This is a genomic window from Brevibacillus choshinensis (assembly GCF_001420695.1).
In the GTDB taxonomy this organism is placed as follows: domain Bacteria; phylum Bacillota; class Bacilli; order Brevibacillales; family Brevibacillaceae; genus Brevibacillus; species Brevibacillus choshinensis.
In genome coordinates, this window is the sequence record NZ_LJJB01000010.1 from 788,210 (window position 1) to 807,017 (window position 18,808).

General features: G+C 51.4%; 16 protein-coding genes and 2 riboswitches. Of the genes, 4 read left to right on the forward strand and 12 right to left on the reverse strand.

Going from position 1 to position 18,808, the window contains the following annotated elements:
- Nucleotides 1-55: 55 nt before the first annotated feature.
- Nucleotides 56-2,266 (reverse strand): AAA family ATPase, encoded by a 2,211-nt coding sequence (locus tag AN963_RS14055; protein ID WP_055745192.1) that lies wholly within the window; start codon nt 2,264-2,266, stop codon nt 56-58.
- A complete protein-coding gene (locus AN963_RS14060; RefSeq protein WP_055745193.1) occupies nt 2,263-3,387 on the reverse strand; it encodes a metallophosphoesterase family protein in 1,125 nt (374 codons plus the stop codon). Before AN963_RS14060 ends, AN963_RS14055 begins: the two co-directional genes overlap by 4 nt.
- Before the next feature lie 137 nt (nt 3,388-3,524).
- On the opposite strand from AN963_RS14060, the gene larC reads away from it, so the two are divergent.
- On the forward strand, nt 3,525-4,289 hold the full coding sequence (gene larC, locus AN963_RS14065) for a nickel pincer cofactor biosynthesis protein LarC (RefSeq protein ID WP_236708033.1): 765 nt from the start codon (nt 3,525-3,527) through the stop codon (nt 4,287-4,289).
- A 619-nt stretch (nt 4,290-4,908) separates the two neighbouring features.
- On the opposite strand, the gene AN963_RS14070 is transcribed toward larC, so the two are convergent.
- Nucleotides 4,909-5,460, reverse strand: coding sequence for a DJ-1/PfpI family protein (locus AN963_RS14070; RefSeq protein WP_055745195.1), 552 nt, complete (start codon nt 5,458-5,460; stop codon nt 4,909-4,911).
- A gap of 84 nt (nt 5,461-5,544) precedes the next feature.
- On the reverse strand, nt 5,545-6,525 hold the full coding sequence (gene larC2 / locus AN963_RS14075; protein ID WP_055745196.1) for a nickel pincer cofactor biosynthesis protein LarC2: 981 nt from the start codon (nt 6,523-6,525) through the stop codon (nt 5,545-5,547).
- Nucleotides 6,526-6,659: 134 nt separating this feature from the next.
- Between larC2 and AN963_RS14080 the strand changes: the two genes are divergently transcribed.
- The 3 genes from AN963_RS14080 (at nt 6,660) to AN963_RS14090 (ending at nt 9,998) form a co-directional block, all read left to right on the forward strand.
- Complete coding sequence (locus tag AN963_RS14080; RefSeq protein WP_055745197.1) at nt 6,660-7,667, forward strand: M23 family metallopeptidase; 1,008 nt, start codon at nt 6,660-6,662, stop codon at nt 7,665-7,667.
- A 133-nt stretch (nt 7,668-7,800) separates the two neighbouring features.
- Complete coding sequence (locus AN963_RS14085) at nt 7,801-8,463, forward strand: TetR/AcrR family transcriptional regulator (RefSeq protein WP_055746303.1); 663 nt, start codon at nt 7,801-7,803, stop codon at nt 8,461-8,463.
- Nucleotides 8,463-9,998, forward strand: coding sequence for an aldehyde dehydrogenase family protein (locus tag AN963_RS14090; RefSeq protein WP_055745198.1), 1,536 nt, complete (start codon nt 8,463-8,465; stop codon nt 9,996-9,998). The genes AN963_RS14085 and AN963_RS14090 overlap by 1 nt, the downstream gene beginning before the upstream one ends.
- Nucleotides 9,999-10,004: 6 nt before the next feature.
- On the opposite strand, the gene AN963_RS14095 is transcribed toward AN963_RS14090, so the two are convergent.
- The 8 genes from AN963_RS14095 to AN963_RS14130 all read right to left on the reverse strand — a co-directional run bounded on the left by AN963_RS14095 (nt 10,005) and on the right by AN963_RS14130 (nt 18,738).
- Nucleotides 10,005-11,165, reverse strand: coding sequence for a Ger(x)C family spore germination protein (locus AN963_RS14095; protein ID WP_055745199.1), 1,161 nt, complete (start codon nt 11,163-11,165; stop codon nt 10,005-10,007).
- Nucleotides 11,162-12,250, reverse strand: a complete 1,089-nt coding sequence (locus AN963_RS14100) for a GerAB/ArcD/ProY family transporter (protein WP_055745200.1) — start codon at nt 12,248-12,250, stop codon at nt 11,162-11,164. The genes AN963_RS14095 and AN963_RS14100 overlap by 4 nt, the downstream gene beginning before the upstream one ends.
- Nucleotides 12,251-12,255: 5 nt before the next feature.
- Nucleotides 12,256-13,764 (reverse strand): spore germination protein, encoded by a 1,509-nt coding sequence (locus tag AN963_RS14105; RefSeq protein ID WP_236707986.1) that lies wholly within the window; start codon nt 13,762-13,764, stop codon nt 12,256-12,258.
- 192 nt (nt 13,765-13,956) lie between these two features.
- Entirely contained in the window at nt 13,957-14,421 is a 465-nt protein-coding gene (gene ribH / locus AN963_RS14110; protein ID WP_055745201.1) for a 6,7-dimethyl-8-ribityllumazine synthase, read from the reverse strand.
- Between the two features lie 14 nt (nt 14,422-14,435).
- Nucleotides 14,436-15,635, reverse strand: coding sequence for a bifunctional 3,4-dihydroxy-2-butanone-4-phosphate synthase/GTP cyclohydrolase II (locus AN963_RS14115; protein WP_055745202.1), 1,200 nt, complete (start codon nt 15,633-15,635; stop codon nt 14,436-14,438).
- A gap of 13 nt (nt 15,636-15,648) precedes the next feature.
- Entirely contained in the window at nt 15,649-16,320 is a 672-nt protein-coding gene (locus tag AN963_RS14120; RefSeq protein WP_055745203.1) for a riboflavin synthase, read from the reverse strand.
- A 26-nt stretch (nt 16,321-16,346) separates the two neighbouring features.
- Nucleotides 16,347-17,447: a bifunctional diaminohydroxyphosphoribosylaminopyrimidine deaminase/5-amino-6-(5-phosphoribosylamino)uracil reductase RibD gene (ribD, locus tag AN963_RS14125; RefSeq protein WP_055745204.1), complete on the reverse strand. Its 1,101-nt coding sequence runs from the start codon at nt 17,445-17,447 to the stop codon at nt 16,347-16,349.
- A gap of 124 nt (nt 17,448-17,571) precedes the next feature.
- A riboswitch (FMN riboswitch) is annotated at nt 17,572-17,720 on the reverse strand.
- Nucleotides 17,721-17,856: 136 nt separating this feature from the next.
- Nucleotides 17,857-18,004: riboswitch (FMN riboswitch) on the reverse strand.
- Nucleotides 18,005-18,087: 83 nt separating this feature from the next.
- Nucleotides 18,088-18,738 (reverse strand): HAD family hydrolase, encoded by a 651-nt coding sequence (locus AN963_RS14130; RefSeq protein WP_055745205.1) that lies wholly within the window; start codon nt 18,736-18,738, stop codon nt 18,088-18,090.
- Nucleotides 18,739-18,808 lie beyond the last annotated feature (70 nt).

Consider the following 18,808-nt stretch of genomic DNA (forward strand, 5'->3'; position numbering starts at 1 on the left):
GTGACTTGGTCAATCTCCATTATAGAGCTTGGATTTCTAGGGGGCAACCTCTTTCCTACCCGAGAGTATGCACCAAATGGCGGTTGGAAACACCAAGCAACGGCTCCAAAATCTTCTTCTCCCTTTCCTGGCACGTAAATAGAAAGATCTGATGCTCTTGGGATCGTTCCACTACATACTCCAGCGTACGCTGCAGACGCTCTTCATCATAGTGAACGAAGTGATCGTCAAAAAAGAGCGGTAATGGCTCCGACTGCTGGCTAACATGCTGGTGTAGCGCGAATCTTTGGGACAGGTAGAGCTGATCCTGTGTACCCGTCGAGCACTGCTCCTGCTCCAATACCAGCTGCCGGGAAGGCTCCATTACCCGAATCGAAAACCGCTCATGAGGATCTAGGCGGACATCTCGATAAGCGCCTCCGGTGATCCGGCCTAGTACATGCGAAGCCTGTTCATTGACGCCTGGAGAGACGTCTCGATTCCATTCAGCCAGTGCTTCCTGCAGGGTATCACGAGCGACCTGCAATGCCTCACGCTTTTGCTGCAATTGTCTGAGTCCTGCTACAGCCTCGTCATACTCTCCTTTTGCCTTGGCAAGGGATACCGTATCGTGAGCAGCCACTTCCCCGGTTGCTCGGGCAATTTGTTCCCGTATATGCTGCATGCGTTCTTCGATGTGCTGCCACTCTGTTCTCCACGCCCCTTGCTCACTCTCCAGTAAGGTCTTTTCCTGTTCCAAGACAGTACGGAGTCGCTCCCCCCAGCGCGTTATGATTTGTTCTTCCTCATGCTTTTGAGAAAGCTGGGCTTTCAGCTGGCTGGATTCACGCGAGGTTAGGCTGTTCAGCAGAGCATCCCGTTTCTCGGCAAAAGCTTCCCAATCATTTACGCCCCACGCCCCGATCAACTGATGCAGCTCAGCGTCCAAAGTTGAAAGCTCTTCTTGCTGCCTCTGCCATGCTAGGGTAGCCAAATCTGTTGTAGCTGGTGTACCAGGACTCTGCCCACCCTCTTTCGCTACGGAACGCGTTTTGATCCATGCCATGCCAGCCACAACAGCCGAGAGCACCAAGAGGATGACGCTGAGCGCTGTTTGATCCATGACACCGGAAATGAAGCCTATGACAGCCAATAAACCAGCACTTCCCCACATCCCCACAGGGTATCGCTGTTGCTTTTTCTGCCCTTCCATGTGCCTGTCCTGGCGGCGTGCGCCTGTGTTCATCGTTGACGCCGCGAGCTTTGCCAGCTGCAGGTGCGCCTCTTCCCATCGCTTGCGCAGTTGGACACCTTTGGCATAATCAGCCTGCAGCTTTTCCCGATCGAATGTTGGCAAGATTTCTACCGTCTCTTCTGATGGGGAAGCAAGTACGCGAGTGAGAGCTGCCATCGCTTCCCCATGGATTTGTTTTTCCTCTAGGGATGTCGCCGTTCGCTCCCACCATTCCCACACATCTGCGTCTGCAGGTACTGAATAGCTTTTTTGCCATTTTTCCTGCCATGCCAGCTCCCGAGTACTCACCCGTTGCTTTCGTTGCTGCAGGCGATTGCGCTGTTGGTCCAGCTCCTGCCTCTCCAGCTCCCAATCGGCGATCTGCTGCGTCAGCTGACTGATGATTCTCCAGGCCGACTCTGCATTCGAGAGCTCCGCTTCTTTTTGCGCCACCAGCGCACCGGCTTTACCCAGCAGCGTGTTCTCTGCCCGCTCCTTTTTGCCGATCGCCGTCAGATCGCGATCCAGCTCTGCCAGCATATTGTTGACTGCCGGGTTGGCTTCATCCGTCCGAGCAAGGGAAGGCATCAGATGCTCAGCTGCGAACAACGGCTCCCGTCTGATCCAGGTGATGTCAGTGAAAAGGCTCCGAGTAAGCCCCAGATGCTTTTCGAGGAAATCGCGCTCCTTGCGCCTGTCCTCCATGTAGATATCCGTCAGCTCCGTCCATTCCGGGTCGAGAAAGATTCGAGCCTGCTCCCGTTCCTTTTGCAGAAATCGATGCAGCCGATACGATTTGCCACCCAGATGATAGGTAATGATCGTCTCGTAATCTCCCTGATGCCAGGGACGGTATTTTTCATACTCAGGCAAGTAGCGGGCGCCTTTCACGTAATCCCGTTTCATCCCGTAAAGGGCGGCAAAGATTCCTTGCAGTAACGTCGATTTTCCTGCTTCATTCGGAGCGGCAAAGACGTTGATTCCCGGTGCAAAGCGAAAGGACGCATCCTGCCATTTTCCAAAGCCTTTGAGCTGGAGTTCGTCCATTCTCATCGAGCACTTCCTCCTATCCTGGCCAACACTTCGCGGCGGGATTGTCTGATGACATCCCTCTCCGCTTCACTGGCAGCCTGCTCTTCCCGCTGTTCCAGCTTAGCTAGCCACTTTCCCCAGATTCCACCGTCCGCGATCAGCTTTTCTGCATCGACATCAGGCCATGTCTGGTCGGTGACCTGAAAGAGGAAAAAACGGGAAAATCGTTGCTGCAGCACAGCAGTAGAAGGGATGAAATGGGCTGCCCGCTCGCCAGTCAGTGTGATGTAGAGCATATCTGCGGACTGCTCACTAGCCAGCTTCTGCTCCAAATGCTCTACTAGCTGCTCCATCGTTTCGGCACCGTCGAGACTGATTTCCCGTTTACGAATTTGCCTTTGCCCCACTGGAACTGCTTCGAGCGCTACTTTTCCCGATTCATCGATCTCCCCGTACAGGACACAGCGCGCGCCCTCTTCTTTTGTATTCAGGCCTTCTGGTGATCCGGGGTATGCCGCAAAGGGTGTCTTTCTCACAGGATGCAAAAACTGTCCTGGCTTGTGAATGTGCCCGAGCGCTACATAATCCATTCCCGTATCCGCCAAGTCCTGTACGTTGATCGGTGCGTACGGATGGTGCTCCTCCGTTTCCTTACCGAGCAAACTGCCGTGCAAGACCATCACATGTCGCTGATAGCCTCCCAATTTTCCTGGGAACGACGTCAACGGGGACTCATACACATGGGCTTGAGGGAATCCCCAGCCGTAGACAACACACGACTTCTCCGGAAATTCATACGCCCCCCACTCCGGCGTAAACCAATGGACATTCCCCGACCATTCGAGCGTCTGATAAAAAGAGTCTGGACGCCAAGGATCGTGATTGCCAGGTGCAATGCACACGGGAATCGGAGCAACACTCGCAAACAGGTCTCGTAAAAACAGTGCAGTCGATCTGCGACCTCCGTGATATTCCAACAAATCACCTGCAATCAGCCAAAAATCGACCTGCCTGTCCAGCACGAGATCACGAATCGCTCGAATCGTTTTGCGAAAATCGTCCTGCCGCAGCTCGTACAGCTCAGATAATGTATGTAGCGGAGCATCCAAATGAACATCCGCTGTATGAATAAATGACAACACAAGACTTCAACTCCTCCCATGACAACCTACATCGTCAATGGTACAATTTGGACAGAAAAACGGAATGTAGACGAACATACTTTCCCTTTATGATACAGGAAAAAAAGTCCATTTGAAAAGGAGTGATTCATGTGCGCATGGCTTACCTAGACTGTTTTTCGGGAATTAGTGGAGATATGCTGCTGGCCGCTCTGGTCGACGCAGGCGCAGATCGCGATCAAATAGAGGGTGAACTGCGAAAGCTATCATTTGGAGACTTCCGCCTAGAGTGGAAAACCGTTGTGAAAGCTGGCGTCACCGCATTAAAGCTGGATGTCATTGACGAGACACCACCGCCTGTCCAGCCACTCAAGCAGCTCAAAGTCTTGGGCCAGCACGATCATCACCATCGGGGGTACAAAGAGATCGTGGAAATGATTGAAGCTGCTGAACTCGCCCCCCGTGTGACAGCGAGAGCATTGGCCATTTTTGAAAAGATCGCGATAGCCGAAGCGAAAATTCATGGGGTGCCTGTTGAAACGGTACACTTTCATGAAGTTGGTGCCCTCGATTCCATCGTAGACGTCGTCGGAATAGCGCTGGGTCTGGAGGATTTAAAGGTTGATCAGCTCTACTCAGGACCCGTCCCTACTGGGAACGGCTACGTCCGTTGTGATCACGGTCTCTATCCCGTCCCTGCGCCTGCTACGATGGAAATGCTCGTCGGTATTCCGCTGCGACGGACGACGATTGACAAGGAGCTGACGACACCTACCGGCGCTGGAGTCGCTGCCGCATTGGTTCACGAGTTTGGCCCGCTCCCTTCGATGAAAGTCGAGTCGATTGGCTACGGCGCAGGAACTCGGGATCTGCCTGATCAGCCGAACGTACTTAGGCTGCTGGTCGGGCAATTCACTCCCTAAACATAAACAGACCTCCCGAGGGGCATGGTATCGATGATCCATGCTACGTCGGGAGGTCTGTTTTATTTGAGTGCTGTGATGGTGGGGGGAAGCAGTTGTGGTTTCTAGCTACCAAGTATTAAGAGATTCATGGGAGCAAAAGCTTATTTTGTCTATCGCTTGAGCTTCGAAGGGCGTTGGTGAATCAAAAGAAGAACGAGAAGTCGTCAAATACGTCTGCTCGACGTGTCACGGGAGCGATTGAATAAGGAGAACCAAGCTTTCATTCTTCTTAGGCATTGTCCCACGAAGGGTTTCTCTCAAATAAACCCCGTGGAAGGCTCCCAAGAAAAGGCACGTGGATGAGCCAAAGCTGGCCGAGGAAAAAGGGAAAAAAAGCGAAGATCTTAGGAACACCAACCAAGGCGCAATAAAAAAAACGAAACACGGTTTTAAGCGTCCACCTCTGATAAGCTCCCCGAGACGGCTGCTTTGGACGCGGTTTCGTTTTTACATGGAGCCGGACAGGATGACCCCCAGTAGGTGTTCCTATGAAGCTGGAGCGTTTTCTCCTTTTTCCTCTCCTCCACTACAGTTTGATCGAGTGGAAAATGGAAGCGGATGTAATTATGGCTGTTTATTACCTCAGCAATTTGAAAAACTCGCGCATAAATCCAGGCAAATCCGGCCAAGCATGTCCTGATACCAGATTGCCGTCGACATGCAACGTTTCTGTTTGATAAATAGCGCCGCAAGCCTCTACGTCCGGTTTGCACGCCTGATAAGCAGTCATTTCTCTGCCCTGCAGGTATTCGCGAACGATCGTCAACACTTGCGCCCCGTGGCAAATCGCGGCAACAGGCTTGTTGGCTTCAAAAAAGTGAGCGACGATCGGCTTCAGGTTTTCGTTGAGCCTGATGTGCTCAGGTGCTCGTCCTCCAGGGATAATCAACGCGTCAAAAGCTTCCGGATTAATTTCGGAAAACGCCGCTTGGGCTGGAAGCTGGTACGCTGGTTTTTCTGTGTACGTCTCGCTGTGAGCTTCAAAATCGTGGCAGACCGTATGGAGCTTTTTTACACTTGGTGCTGCAATGACGGTTTCATAACCTTCTTCCAGACAACGGTAGTACGGATAGTAAACTTCCAATGCCTCCACTGCATCTCCTGTGACAATCAACACTTTTTTGCTCATCTCACAGCCTCCTCGTAGAACTGGGTTAGAGGAAAAAATCCTCGTTTTCCAATTCTTTGGATAGCAGCTCGGCTCCTGCTGTCTTTACAGGAAATTCACAAGACTTTTCTCGACAGCCAAGCTGATGGCCTGCTGATACACCTGCTTGAGCGGGATTTTGGCGGCTTCAGCCAGTCTTGCGCATACAGCGTACTCTGGCGCGACCTGCACTCGTTGACCCCGATGGTATCCCAGCTTGACCACCACTTCCCCCCACTGCGTATCGACCGTGACAAAGCGGCGTGCCAATCGATGGCAATCGACCGGGAACGACCGAATCCCAAACGTCGTCGTCTCCGTAAAAAGGATCGTTTTTAGCGCCTCTGCTTCACTCTGATAGCACATGACCTGCAAGAGTGTGCCCGGTCGACTTTTTTTCATCGTGACAGGCAAGAAATGCACGTCGTTGGCGCCCGCTTGCAGGCACTGCTCCATGACATACGCCAGCCATTCCGGACTGCTGTCATCCAGATTGACTTGCATGATCAACATGCCTTCATCGATGTGCTCTTCGGCATGGTTCTTTTGTTCCCGGACGATCGGGACGGCGCTCTGCTGATCTTCCTCATCCAATACGAGGACGGCAACATCCTGTCCGTATTCGATACGCTGCAAGTGCCCACCAAGCTGTGACAGAGGTACCGCTCCTATTTCACGCAGCCACAGCATCGCATGTGGAGAGAAGGTCTCGATTCCCCACGCGGAGCTTTCCTTCATCACCCAACCCGTCATGAGCTCGAGAAAGCGGAACGGAAGACCAGTAGGAACAGGCAAGCGTTGTACCAAGAGATCCCCACTGAGCAAAGGGATAGGGTAGCACTCTGCCAATTCCATCAACGCCGCCTCTTCCTCTTCCCAATCTGTCCGAGGACATAGTACCCGATAGCGCTGAGCCAGCTCCTTTACTCTCTTCCCCAATACCACGCCTTCTACTTGCTTCTCGTGGCTAAGCGCACCCACACGCCGGAGAGGCTCGATCAGCTGTCTCAGCGTTAGTGGAGCATCAGCACGAATGACCAGCTTCATGTTTATTTGCCTCCAATTCCATCCACTTGTTCTTTTTTAGCATCATACCTCAAATCTTCCAGAAAGTATCTTGGATAAACCTTTTACACTGGCAGAAACTACAAAGGAGACTATCTGGGCTGGAGGGTGACGGAATGCGAGTTTTCCGCCTAATCATTCAGATTAGCTTGTGCGTGGCTGCTGCTATCCTCCCTTTGGAATCAGTCGCAGAGGCTGCTCCATCCGCACCTGTAGGGGACCCTGTTTTACAGGCGCGACTGCAGTTGTTTCAACGGATGGAGTCGTTGCACGGCGTTCCCTGGGCGTATTTGGCAGCCATTGATCAATACGAGCGGACCATGAAAATACGTAAGAGGAAATCTGCCAACGAAGAGCCTTCCTCACGATTGACTGCGTTCGATATCCCTTCTGAACGCTGGATCGGGTTATGGAATCCTGACGTGGAAGACACGAACCCTGCATCCATCAGCTTCTTTCAGGGAATGGGTAAGGACGGAGATGGAGACGGGATCGCCGACCGCAACAATGACATGGATGTACTATCCTCCGTCATTCATTATTTATCTACGTACGGCTATTCCCCGGAAGACTGGAAAATCGCTCTTTGGTCGTACTACCAGCGAGATCGCTCTGTGAAAACGATCAAGCAATTTGCACAGGTCTATGACAAGTACCAGCATCTTCATCTGGATGATCGCCATTTTCCCATTCCTCCACGCTATTCTTACAGCTATCGCAGCACTTGGGGTGATGCGCGCGGCTGGGGGGGACGGCGCATTCATGAAGGGACCGATATATTCGCATCGTACGGAACGCCAGTGCTCAGCACAGCCTACGGTGTCATTGAGGTCATCGGCTGGAACCGTTACGGTGGCTGGCGTATCGGGATGCGAGACATGGGGAACGTTTACCATTATTTTGCCCATCTCTCCTCCTTTAAAAAAGGGCTAAAGCCTGGTGACATCGTCGAACCAGGACAAGTGTTAGGCTACGTCGGCAGCTCTGGGTATGGTAAACCCGGTACTGCAGGCAAGTTCCCTCCTCATCTCCACTACGGGATGTACCGTGAATCCGGCGGTCCTGATTGGGCTTTTGACCCTTATCCGTATTTGAGACGTTGGGAGCGGCAAAACAGAAAATAGTAAATGCAGGGCGTTCCATGCGGCGCGTAAGGAAGCGGTTTTCGGACCGCTTCTTTTTATTTGACAGGAGGATCAGGTGCCTCCTACAATGAAAGCAACAAAATTGGACGATCGTCCAAAAAGAGGTGAACACATGCCGTCAAGTTCACAGCCCGCTCCATCAAAAGCGAAAGCGAAACGCTCCTTTCTCATTGAACAGGCCACGCTCTGTCTGGCGCAGAAAGGCTATGCTCATGTATCTTTGCGGGACATCGCCAAAGCATCCGGTGTTTCACTCGGGATTTTACACTATTATTTTGCCAGCAAGGAAGATCTTCTGCTCGCTGTCATCGCTAGCTACAAGGACAGCTTTATTCAGGAGTTGGAGACGGCCGTTGTGAATGCCTCGCCCCAAAGATGGCTGGAACAGTTGTTGGAGGTACTGCACCATTCTTTGACGAAAAAAAAGGCGCTGCACCGCCTCTGGTACGACTTACAAGTACAGGCCATGTACGTCCCGGCCTTTCGCCACCACGTCAACGAGATACGAGCCCGCCTACACGATCTGATCGCCCGTTTAGTGAGGCAATTTTTCCCTCCTGCCACTCATTCCATGAGTATGAGCGTAGATGGTGCTGTCTCCCTGATTTACGCTCAAGTCGACGGACTATTCTTGCAATCCATACTGGAGGAGGCCACCACTCCCGAAAACGCATTGTCCCGTTTTGAGCAGACACTCCTACAGCTTTTACACATGATGTTCATTCCGATTACTACCACCACCACCCCCATCCCTACGAAAAGAGGTGCTTTCTGATGGCTATACTCTCTCTTCAAAACCCGGCTACAGGCGAATCGCTGGGTACGCTGGCTGAAGCCACTCCCGAACAGATCCATCAGACAATGGAGAGTGCCCGTGGAGCGTTTGCTTCCTGGTCGCAGACCTCCCTGTCCGAGCGACTGGACTATCTGGTCCGACTCCGCCACTATCTTGTCGAACACGGTGAAGAGCTCGCTCTCCAAATCAGTCAGGATACCGGAAAGGTCACTCTCGAAGCCTTCATGACGGAGATCTTCGTCACTGTCGATACCATCCGTTTTTACGAAAAAAATGCACACCGCATGTTGTCTTCGCAAAAGGTTCCTACCAATCTAGTGCTCTGGCCAAAAAAATCGTACATTCACTACAAACCAATGGGCGTCGTGGCTGTCATTTCCCCCTGGAATTATCCTTTCCAGCTCGCCATGATTCCCGTCCTGTCTGCTCTCGTCGCAGGAAACACCGTGATTCTGAAGCCTTCGGAAGTGACACCCTCTACGGGCTTGCTCATCGAAGAGCTGTTCCGGGCAGTCCCTTTGCCGAAGGGCGTCGTCTCTGTGCTGCACGGTGGACGAGAAGTGGGACAGGCGCTCGTAACGGAGCGCCCTGACAAAATCTTTTTCACAGGCTCTGTAGCGACTGGCAAGAAAATCATGGCGGCTGCGGCAGAGCATCTGATTCCTGTCGAGCTGGAGCTAGGCGGCAAAGACCCGATGATCGTACTGGAGGATGCTCATCTGGAGCGGGCAGCCAATGCAGCTGTCTGGGGAGCCTTTACCAACTCCGGTCAAGTATGTATGTCGGTCGAACGCCTCTATGTACACGAGAGCATTTATCCAGACTTTCTAGCGCTTGTCACGAAAAAAGCTTCTGCCCTGCGTCAAGGCTATCCTGATCAGGCAGAAGTCGGCTCGATGACTTCGCCTCAGCAGATTGGAATCGTACGACAGCATGTGGAAGAGGCACTGGCAAAAGGGGCAACCGCTGTGATTGGGGGTCAATTCCCCGTTACCTCCGACAGCATGTTTTTGCCTCCAACCATTCTCACCAATGTCACGTCAGACATGAAAATCATGCAGGAAGAAACGTTTGGCCCCATTCTCCCGATCATGACCTTTTCCCACGAGGAGGAAGCGATTCGTCTGGCAAACGCCTCACCCTACGGTTTGAATGCATCTGTCTGGTCAAGGGACAAAACGCGAGCGCGGCGCGTCGCGGAAAAACTGGAGAGCGGAAATGTGTGTATGAATGACGTCATTATCAGTTACGCCAATCCCTACCTTCCGTTTGGCGGCGTAAAAAGCAGCGGCATTGGCCGGTACCGCGGTCCATCTGGCTTGCAAGCATTCACCCACAGCATCTCCATTATTCACGACCCGGGTACCCGAAAACGGGAAGTTAACTGGTATCCGTACACTGAGGATCAGAGAAGGCTTTTTGTTGGCCTGACCGACTTCCTCTACGCCCGAAAACGCAAGTGGAATCGTGGCGTGCTGGGAGCCATTTGGCGTGAATTAAAGCGGTTGTTTTAGCATTCGCTAGTCCATCGTTCCAAATCCGATGATTTCTATGCTGACTTGCACATCGAATTCGGCCTTCTGATAGAGTTTCAGCCCAACTGTACGGTTCCAAGCACCATGGTACTTTTGTCGTAGACTCTCCTCCAGCTGGGCCGGATCGATATTTGCTTTCTGTAATCGATCGAGCATCAATGTCGCTTCCTTCTTGATTTGTGCTTCTAGTTGGGTTTTCAGCGCATCAAATTGCGCCTTCTTTTCCAGATCTTTCGTTCCCGTATACCCAACCAGTGAAGCACGCATCTCTAGGCTGATATGAATCAGCGGTTTCGTTTGGCTGCCGTTGCTTCTGACTCTTCCCTTTGCCCAGACGAAATCAAGTACGATCTGCTCTTCTTTCTGTTCTGAGCTCTTTTCCGCAGACACCCCTTCTATTTTCGTCCCTTTCTTCTCCTTCTTCGGAAATGTAAAGTTCATACGGGGAAGCCTGCCCCGGCCTACCATCGCCTGAACCAGCTTGCCTTCTCGCTGGGACATATAGTCAATCATTTTATCCCCACGAAACAAGGCGACTCTCCACACCTCGACATCCTCCCCACGTTTCACCAAATAGGGCAGATTCGGATCGCATACCTCACTGGTCAACATGTAGACGAAGTCCTTGATACTAGCAAAGGAAGTAAACGCCGTCTCCACACGAGGACGCAGAAGATTGTTCAAATAGGTGTTTAATTCCGGCTTGTGCTTGAATTCTCCCCGGATGACATCCTCCGCTCTGCCTTTCACAATAGCCACAAACACATTTTCTCCGACGATCGGATTGCGGTACAAATCCAAAAGCACCTTGCTAAGTCCTACCTTGCGCGCGTATTCCTCGCTAAAAAGAATGACACGCAGCTGCGAAAGAGACATCGTTCGCTCCGCCATGGTAGAGAGCATCACCATTGCCTCACTTGTCACACTTGCATTTGTGGTATAGGTCTGCGTCATTTCCTTATCGCGACTAGAGGGAACAGGGATGGATACACTCACCTTCACATCTTGATCCCCTGTGTAATCGAATCCAATAACACCAATCATCGCCATATCTTCCAGCGATGGTTTCTCAAACTCCGGTGCACATCCACCAAGGCAGATTACGGCTATCAAAGCCACAGACATGAAGATTCCCAGCCTCTTCATACTACCTTCCCTCTACCTTCACCTCGGATGGCATGAACAAGAAGTAAAAAAATGGGCCACAGGATCACGCCGTATCCCATGTAGACTGTGACTTTGTGGTACAGGAATTGCTGGATTTCCATCGTAAGAGGACCGCGGATCATGAAATACGAGATTATCGCCGGCAACAGGAGATGCCACAATTTCTTGTGCCCTACTAATTCCTCTATCCCTTTGCGAGCAGCCCATAAATACGCCGCACATGTGCTCAAAACGAGAAAGACCCATATGCCTATCCCCAGATTTTCTATCCGCTCCATAAAGGAAAGCTCTACTGCCTTGAACAGGTTCAAAATGGGATAGATCAAATGCTCCATCTCCCACACGGAAAAGTAAGCCACGCTGGTGAGCAGAATCAGCACGTAAAACAGAACGACCAACCAGACTCCGATCAGGACATGACGCATTGCTTTGTCCTTCTGTTGAATATACGGATAGTAAATAAGCACGAGCTCATAGCCAAACATGCTAGCAAACGAATGGTTTAACGCATCGAGAACGTCTGCGATATTGGTATTAAACAAAGGAAAGATATGCGTGAATCCTCCTTTTTGAAACCCCCACTGCAGGTAGTAAACCATCCAACCGGTAAAAAAGAAGGATATCAAGCAGAAGCGCGCCACCAGCTTGATCCCGCCATTTGTAATATAGAGCATCACCAACGTAAGACCTATCAATGGCAACGTGACCGTCTGATTGCTCAGCATCGAAGTTTGAACCAGCCGTATATAACCTGAGTTGATTGTCGACACATTTAGGATGGCATAGATGATAACCAACAAGTTTGCGTATCTTCCTAGCCATTTTCCTAACAATATTTCATTGATCCGAAACAAGGAATCCTCTGGGTATCGTTTGCACAGAGCAATCATCGGTATGAGCGTAAGTGAAACGATGGCACCCAATACAAATGGAATCCACCATTGGTTGTAGCCCATTTTGCTGACAGAATGGCTCAGCATGAGCAGATTGACGCCGATACACGTATTTAGAACCAAGCCAATCACATGATAGGGATTGAGGTTATGAATCTTCCCACGGTCCATCTAACCTACTCCTCGCCAATCGGCCTCGCTTTCTTCCGTTTCGCTCGAGACATGCCACTGCGATCAATAATGAATTTCATTGGTGTACGGATGAGACTGTTCATCAAGTCTGTCCACTTTCTCGGCACTCCTGCTGTCATGTAAGGCGCGCCCAGTGAAGTCAAATCCAGTAGATGAGCAAATAAAAAGGCAAGCATCAGCATCTGACCGTACATCCCGAGGACTCCTGCGATAAGAATAAATCCGTAACGTACGAGGCGAATCGCATTGCTCATCAGAAAGTTGGGTGGGACAAATGAAAGCAGAGCCGAAACAGAAACCAGAACAATCAGGATGTTACTGGCCAACCCTGCTTGAACGGACGCAGTTCCGATTACGATACCACCTACGATACCGATCGTTTGTCCGATTTTGGTCGGCATCCGAATTCCTGCTTCACGCAAAATTTCGATGATCAACTCAATAAAAACGACTTCCACTACTGGCGGAAATGGTACCCTACTCCTGGATTCGGAGAGGATCGTGAGCAAGGCAGGCGGCAGCATTTCGGGATGGTAGGTGAGAACAGACACGTAACTGGAGGTCAGCATGATCGTTACGAACAGACCGAAAAAGCGAATAATCCGCAACAGACTCGCCGTAGACCAGCGATTATAGAAATCTTCCGGACTGCTAAACATCTCTAAAAAGGAGGTTGGACAGATCGCAGCATCCGGACTTCCGTTCAGGAGTATGAGGATTCTCCCATCCAATAAGGCAGCGGTAGCATTGTCAGGCCTGTTGGTAAGACCGAATTGCGGAAAAGGTGAATATGGTTTGTCTTCCAACGCTTGTTTTAATATCGGCATGCCAACAAAGCCTTGGTATACGACATTGTTGATTCGTTCCTTCACTCGTTCCACGTTTTCGGGATTTGCGATATCTTCCATGTAAATAACGGTTACCCGGTTATGTGTTTCAGTTCCGACAGTAGAAGCGACGATCTTCAAGTTGGGTGAAGCGATTCTGCGCCGTAGCAAGGACAGATTGATTTCCAGCATTTCAACAAAAGAGTCTTGCGGTCCAAGAACAGTCGATTCATTCTCGGATTTGGAAATGGAGCGATGCTCCACATGAAATGTATTGACTTGCAGAATAAGATTTCGGTCGAGAAAGAACAGAATCGTGTGCCCCCGAAGCAAGTTGTTCATCAGGAGCGATACGTCATCGGACTCATTCGGTTGAGCGAATGGAAGTACCTGTAACGGATCTCTGCCGTCTGAGCGCTGCAAGGGCAAAAATATCATTTCATACAATTGGGCCGAGTCTACCATGGTATCCAGATAAAAAACGTGCACTCTCTCACCGTTTATGTTCATCGCAAAGCTGCTGAGGTCATCCACATTATTTAGTTTCTCTTTTATCTGATCAGGAGTAATTTTGCCGCCTCGCTCATTGGGAGAGTAGGTGTAGCCCTCCGTCGAAGCGAGCACCTCCTCTACTTGCTTTCTCCACCATTCAGTTGGCTTCACCATGGAATCCCCAACCTTTACAGGAAAATCCTTCTTACTCTGCCCTGCTGTGGGGAATTTATCCATTAGAAAACTTGGCCACGCCAAGCCTTCGGTGGAGCCTTAGTTGCCCTTATACTGGATAAGAAACTTATGCATTCTTATCTGTAGAACGAAAAAAGGACGCACGGGGCGCCCTTCCTCTGATACTTGATTTTAAGCAAACTGTCGGGAGAGATTTGCCATTTCGATCGCGGCAGCTGCTGCCTCCCAGCCTTTGTTCCCAGCCTTCGTTCCAGCCCGCTCAATTGCCTGTTCGATGGAGTCCGTCGTCAGGACGCCGAAGATCACCGGAATGCCTGTTGTCAGTGAGAGAGAGGCAACACCTTTTGCCGTCTCGCTGCAGACGTAATCAAAATGAGGTGTCGCCCCGCGAATGACTGCTCCCAGCGTCACAACAGCATCATAGCGACCCGACTCCGCCATTTTCTTGGCGATGAGTGGAATTTCAAAGGCTCCTGGCACCCATGCCACATCGACGTTTTCTTCTTCTACGCCGTGTCGTTTCAGAGCATCCAAAGCGCCACCAACCAGCTTGCTGACGATCAATTCATTAAAGCGTCCTGCCACGATCCCTACGCGTAATCCGGTGCCTACCAAATGTCCTTCAAATGTTTTCATGTCTCTTCCACTCCCTATCGATGTAGTTGAAGCAGGTGACCCAGCTTCTCTTGTTTGGTTGCTAGATATTTTTCGTTATGCGGATGTTCTGGCATCTGAATCGGTACTCGTTCTTCAACTTTCAAGCCGTAGCCATCCAACCCGCGTATTTTCCGTGGATTATTGGTCAAAAGTCGCATCCGGTGCACGCCCAGGTCTCTCAAGATTTGTGCACCTACCCCGTAATCTCTCAGATCGGCAGCAAATCCCAGCTTTTCGTTTGCCTCGACCGTATCCATGCCTTCTTCCTGGAGCTGATAGGCACGCAGCTTGTTGATGAGACCAATCCCACGCCCCTCCTGCCGCATGTACAACAGGACACCGCGACCTTCTGCCTCGATCTGCTCGAGAGCCGTATGCAGCTGCGGCCCACAATCACAACGGTACGAACCGAAAATATCGCCAGTCAGACACTCGGAATGCACGCGAACCAGGATCTGCCCTTCCGGTGAAATGTTCCCCTTGATCAAAGCGACATGTTCTTTTCCATCGAGCTCATTTGTATAGGCTGCTATACGAAAATCACCATAGATCGTAGGAAGCTGGACTTCGACCTCCTTTTTGACCAATGACTCTCGTGCCATCCGGTAGCGGATCAGATCCGCAATCGTAATCAGCTTGAGGTCGAACCGACGTGCGATTTCCTCGAGCTGTGGCAGACGTGCCATGGATCCGTCCTCGTTCATGATCTCGCAGATAACGCCGGCCGGTGACGCTCCTGTCAGCTGCGCAAGATCAACAGCCGCTTCGGTATGTCCCGCTCTGCGCAAGACTCCTCCCGCCTTGGCAATCAGCGGAAAAATATGACCAGGACGTCTGAAGTCTTCCGCTGTTTTGTTTTCATCCAGCATGGCAAACACCGTTTGAGACCGTTCATGTGCTGAGATGCCGGTATGCGTGCTCTGTTCATCAATCGAAACAGTAAAAGCAGTTCCATGTGAGTCCGTATTCACTTCAACCATTGGCTTCAGGCGCAACCGAGCTGCGCGCTCCTCCGTAACCGGAACGCAGACCAGTCCCCGTCCATGCGTCACCATGAAATTGATCATCTCGGGAGTCGCCGCTTCAGCTAGGCATACAAAATCGCCTTCGTTTTCCCGATCCTCGTCGTCTACCACAATCACTGCCTTTCCCTGACGCAAATCCTCCAAAGCTGCTTCTATGCTGTCAAACATGGTTCTCCCTCCTCTATTTGGCAAATCCGTTATCTTGTAAAAATGCCAGACTCAATCGAGATGACGGCTCCGCGCGTACGTCCGCCTCATATGTTGCTCGTACTCCCATCAAACGCTCCACATATTTGCCGATAACATCCGCTTCCAGGTTCACCTGGTCACCTACTTTACGATCTTGCAGGCTCGTTTCCGCCAAAGTATGAGGGATGATCGAGACTGAAAAATCGTTCTCATTCACATCCACAACGGTCAGGCTAATGCCGTCGATACAAATAGAGCCACGTGGGATTACGTATTTCAAGAGAGACGAATCTGCTGCAATCCGAAACAATACGGCATTCGCGTGTGGCTGACGGGAAACGATCGTCCCCGTATCATCCACATGGCCAGAAACGATGTGTCCGCCAAAACGGTCGCCGAGGCGCATGGCCCGCTCCAGATTAACCCTCTGTCCCTGCCTCAATTGGCGCAAGCTCGTTTTGTTTAGCGTCTCGGGCATGACATCCACCGTGAAATGGCGAGACGTATAAGAGGTGACGGTGAGGCAAATGCCGTTCACTGAAATACTGTCGCCTGTTTTCACACCTTCGAGCACACGCGCTGCCCGAATGACGAGCCGACTCGCCTGCCCACTGCCAGTCATTGCCTCCAGTGTGCCTACTTCTTCTATCAATCCCGTAAACATGATTTCTCTCACCTCGATTGATTGAGCTACTCCCATTGCGGGTAGCCAATGATACGTACATCTTGTTCGTTCACTTGCTCGATGGATAGATTAGTTAGGCTCACCGCCTCATCCATAGTGGCAAAGCCTGTCCCTCCAAATGGAGTAGGAGCCTGGCTGCCACCGACCAGCTTCAACGAGACGTAGCTAATGATTTTCTGTATGGCCCTCGCTCGCAAAAAGGAGCCATTTACTTCTGCTCCCCCTTCCACCAAAAGAGAGGTAATGCCCAGCTCACCTAATCGCTTCAATACGTCAGTCACCAAGAGGGGAGCATCCAACGTGATCAGCGTCACACCTTTTGCATGGGAAAGTGTACGGCGCCTCTCCTCTGGCGCAGACGGAGTGGTAATGATCCAGGTAGGCGCAGCTTGATCTTGTAAAAGGCGGGCATTCAGTGGCGTACGCAACTGACTGTCCAGAATGACCCGCACGGGTTGCCGACCGTACAGCTCTCCCTGTACACGAGCCGTGAGCTCTGGATCATCCGCCAAGACAGTGCCCACACCGACCAATATGGCATCGTGCGTCCTGCGCAGCTCGTGGACCTCACTTCGAGCTGCTTCCCCCGTGATCCAGCGACTATGTCCCGTGACTGTCGCGATTTTCCCATCCAGCGTACTCGCCGTTTTCACGGTGACAAAAGGGAGCCTTGTCTGGATGTAGTGAAAAAAGACTTCATTGAGCTTTTTCGCTTCCTGCTCACGCACACCAATCCGCACATCAATTCCCGCTACGCGCAGGACGTCGATTCCTTTTCCGGCCACCATTGGATTCGGGTCCAAAACGGCGACCACCACCCGAGAGATTCCTGAAGCCACGACTGCTTCCGCGCATGGCGGTGTCTTCCCATGATGACTGCAAGGCTCTAGTGTCACATACAAGGTCGCACCCTTCGCTTGCTCACCTGCCATACGCAGCGCGTGCACCTCTGCATGCGGTTCTCCTGCCCTCAGATGTGCTCCCATGCCGACGACCTGACCGTTTTTGACGACCACAGCTCCGACCAGCGGATTGGGGCTCGTCTGTCCTCTCGCCGTTCGTGCCAGCTCCAACGCCATTTCCATGAAGCGTGTGTCTTGTTCCATCTCTCTCTCCTATCCCTCTAGATTCCAGCCAAAGCAAAAAGCCCTCGAAACCTTTCGTTTCAGGGCATAGGGAAAGAAGCCTTGCTCCACCCGTTTTTTCGAAAAAACAAATGAAGAAAGCACTTTGCATCTTCTCCCATCCGGACTGTACCGTCGGCTCTGGATTCTCACCAGATCAGTCGCTTTTCCTTGTGCGGTTCAGCGAGTCGCGGGCTCGGACGCAGCTGCGTCATTACCGCCGGTCAGGAATTACACCCTGCCCTGAAGTTGCTACATATGAAGTTCCTGCTGTACTGTGTTTCCCTCCCTTGTGAAAAATAAAAATGCCCATGAGTGTTCGTCTCAGGGCATCGAGAAAAAAGCCTTACCTTAACCGTTTTTTTGCAAAAAACAGCTAAGAGGCTATTCCAAATACCTTCTCCCATCCGGACTGTACCGTCGGCCTTGGATTTTCACCAAGTCAGTCGCTACCTAAAAAGCAGAGAGCGAGTCGCGGGCTCAGACGTGCGTTCGTCATTACCGCCGGTCGGGAATTGCACCCTACCCTGAAGGCTGGTATTCAGTTATGTAGAGTATAGCACACTTCTGGACGAATCCGACACTTTTATGCTGTAAAAGCGTTTGCCAACTGTTCGTTCATTCAGAAAATGGCCAGCAGCTCTCGTAAATCGCTTAACGTGGCATAAGGCCTAACCCCTCTACGCTCCATCTCCTGCGCCTCCGACTGGTAGGCAATAAACCGGATGTCGGCATCCTGCGCTGCCTTTCCGTCGATCCATGAATCTCCAATCATCGTCCACGCATCTACTGACCATTCGGGATGCTGGCGCAAAATATAGTGAACCCCCGACGAAGAAGGCTTCAGCTCGGTCATTTGCTCACGAGCCACGATCTGCGAAAAATAGTGGGCGATTCCGGTTTCCTGCAACGCTTCCACCGCAGCAGCAGAAGCATTATTTGTCAAGATATAGAGCTGGTAACGCTGCTGCAGCTCGGCCAGCACCTCGACAGCGTACTCCTCCAGTACGGCTCCGTGCATCCCTTCCTTTTCCACTGCCGTGACAGCTGCCCACATCTCGTCTTCCAGCTCTTGCGTCATTTGCGCCGACCGTCTCCCTATTTCTATCAGCTGTGACGCTGTATGACTCCGCCAATCCACCTCCGGCTGGCAGCATCCATTCTCTACGAGAACCTGAAAGATCGCGTGCTTCATGCGAGGAAAATCGATCTTGGATTTCAGCAACGTATTGTCCATATCAAAGATAATCCCTTTGTTGTAGTGGTGGCTCATAGGTTCCTCCTCGTCCGCTTGACTGCTTTCTTCTAATAGTAGCGGGAAAGTTGCTCACGGAACACCCTTA

Bases quoted from the DNA above. Each gene is read 5' to 3' on its own strand.
- AN963_RS14055 (WP_055745192.1), bottom strand. From the start codon at position 2,266: ATGAGAATGGACGAACTCCAGCTCAAAGGCTTTGGAAAATGGCAGGAT.
- larC (WP_236708033.1), top strand. From the start codon at position 3,525: ATGGCTTACCTAGACTGTTTTTCGGGAATTAGTGGAGATATGCTGCTG.
- AN963_RS14070 (WP_055745195.1), bottom strand. From the start codon at position 5,460: ATGAGCAAAAAAGTGTTGATTGTCACAGGAGATGCAGTGGAGGCATTG.
- larC2 (WP_055745196.1), bottom strand. From the start codon at position 6,525: ATGAAGCTGGTCATTCGTGCTGATGCTCCACTAACGCTGAGACAGCTG.
- AN963_RS14080 (WP_055745197.1), top strand. From the start codon at position 6,660: ATGCGAGTTTTCCGCCTAATCATTCAGATTAGCTTGTGCGTGGCTGCT.
- AN963_RS14085 (WP_055746303.1), top strand. From the start codon at position 7,801: ATGCCGTCAAGTTCACAGCCCGCTCCATCAAAAGCGAAAGCGAAACGC.
- AN963_RS14090 (WP_055745198.1), top strand. From the start codon at position 8,463: ATGGCTATACTCTCTCTTCAAAACCCGGCTACAGGCGAATCGCTGGGT.
- AN963_RS14095 (WP_055745199.1), bottom strand. From the start codon at position 11,165: ATGAAGAGGCTGGGAATCTTCATGTCTGTGGCTTTGATAGCCGTAATC.
- AN963_RS14100 (WP_055745200.1), bottom strand. From the start codon at position 12,250: ATGGACCGTGGGAAGATTCATAACCTCAATCCCTATCATGTGATTGGC.
- AN963_RS14105 (WP_236707986.1), bottom strand. From the start codon at position 13,764: ATGGTGAAGCCAACTGAATGGTGGAGAAAGCAAGTAGAGGAGGTGCTC.
- ribH (WP_055745201.1), bottom strand. From the start codon at position 14,421: ATGAAAACATTTGAAGGACATTTGGTAGGCACCGGATTACGCGTAGGG.
- AN963_RS14115 (WP_055745202.1), bottom strand. From the start codon at position 15,635: ATGTTTGACAGCATAGAAGCAGCTTTGGAGGATTTGCGTCAGGGAAAG.
- AN963_RS14120 (WP_055745203.1), bottom strand. From the start codon at position 16,320: ATGTTTACGGGATTGATAGAAGAAGTAGGCACACTGGAGGCAATGACT.
- ribD (WP_055745204.1), bottom strand. From the start codon at position 17,447: ATGGAACAAGACACACGCTTCATGGAAATGGCGTTGGAGCTGGCACGA.
- AN963_RS14130 (WP_055745205.1), bottom strand. From the start codon at position 18,738: ATGAGCCACCACTACAACAAAGGGATTATCTTTGATATGGACAATACG.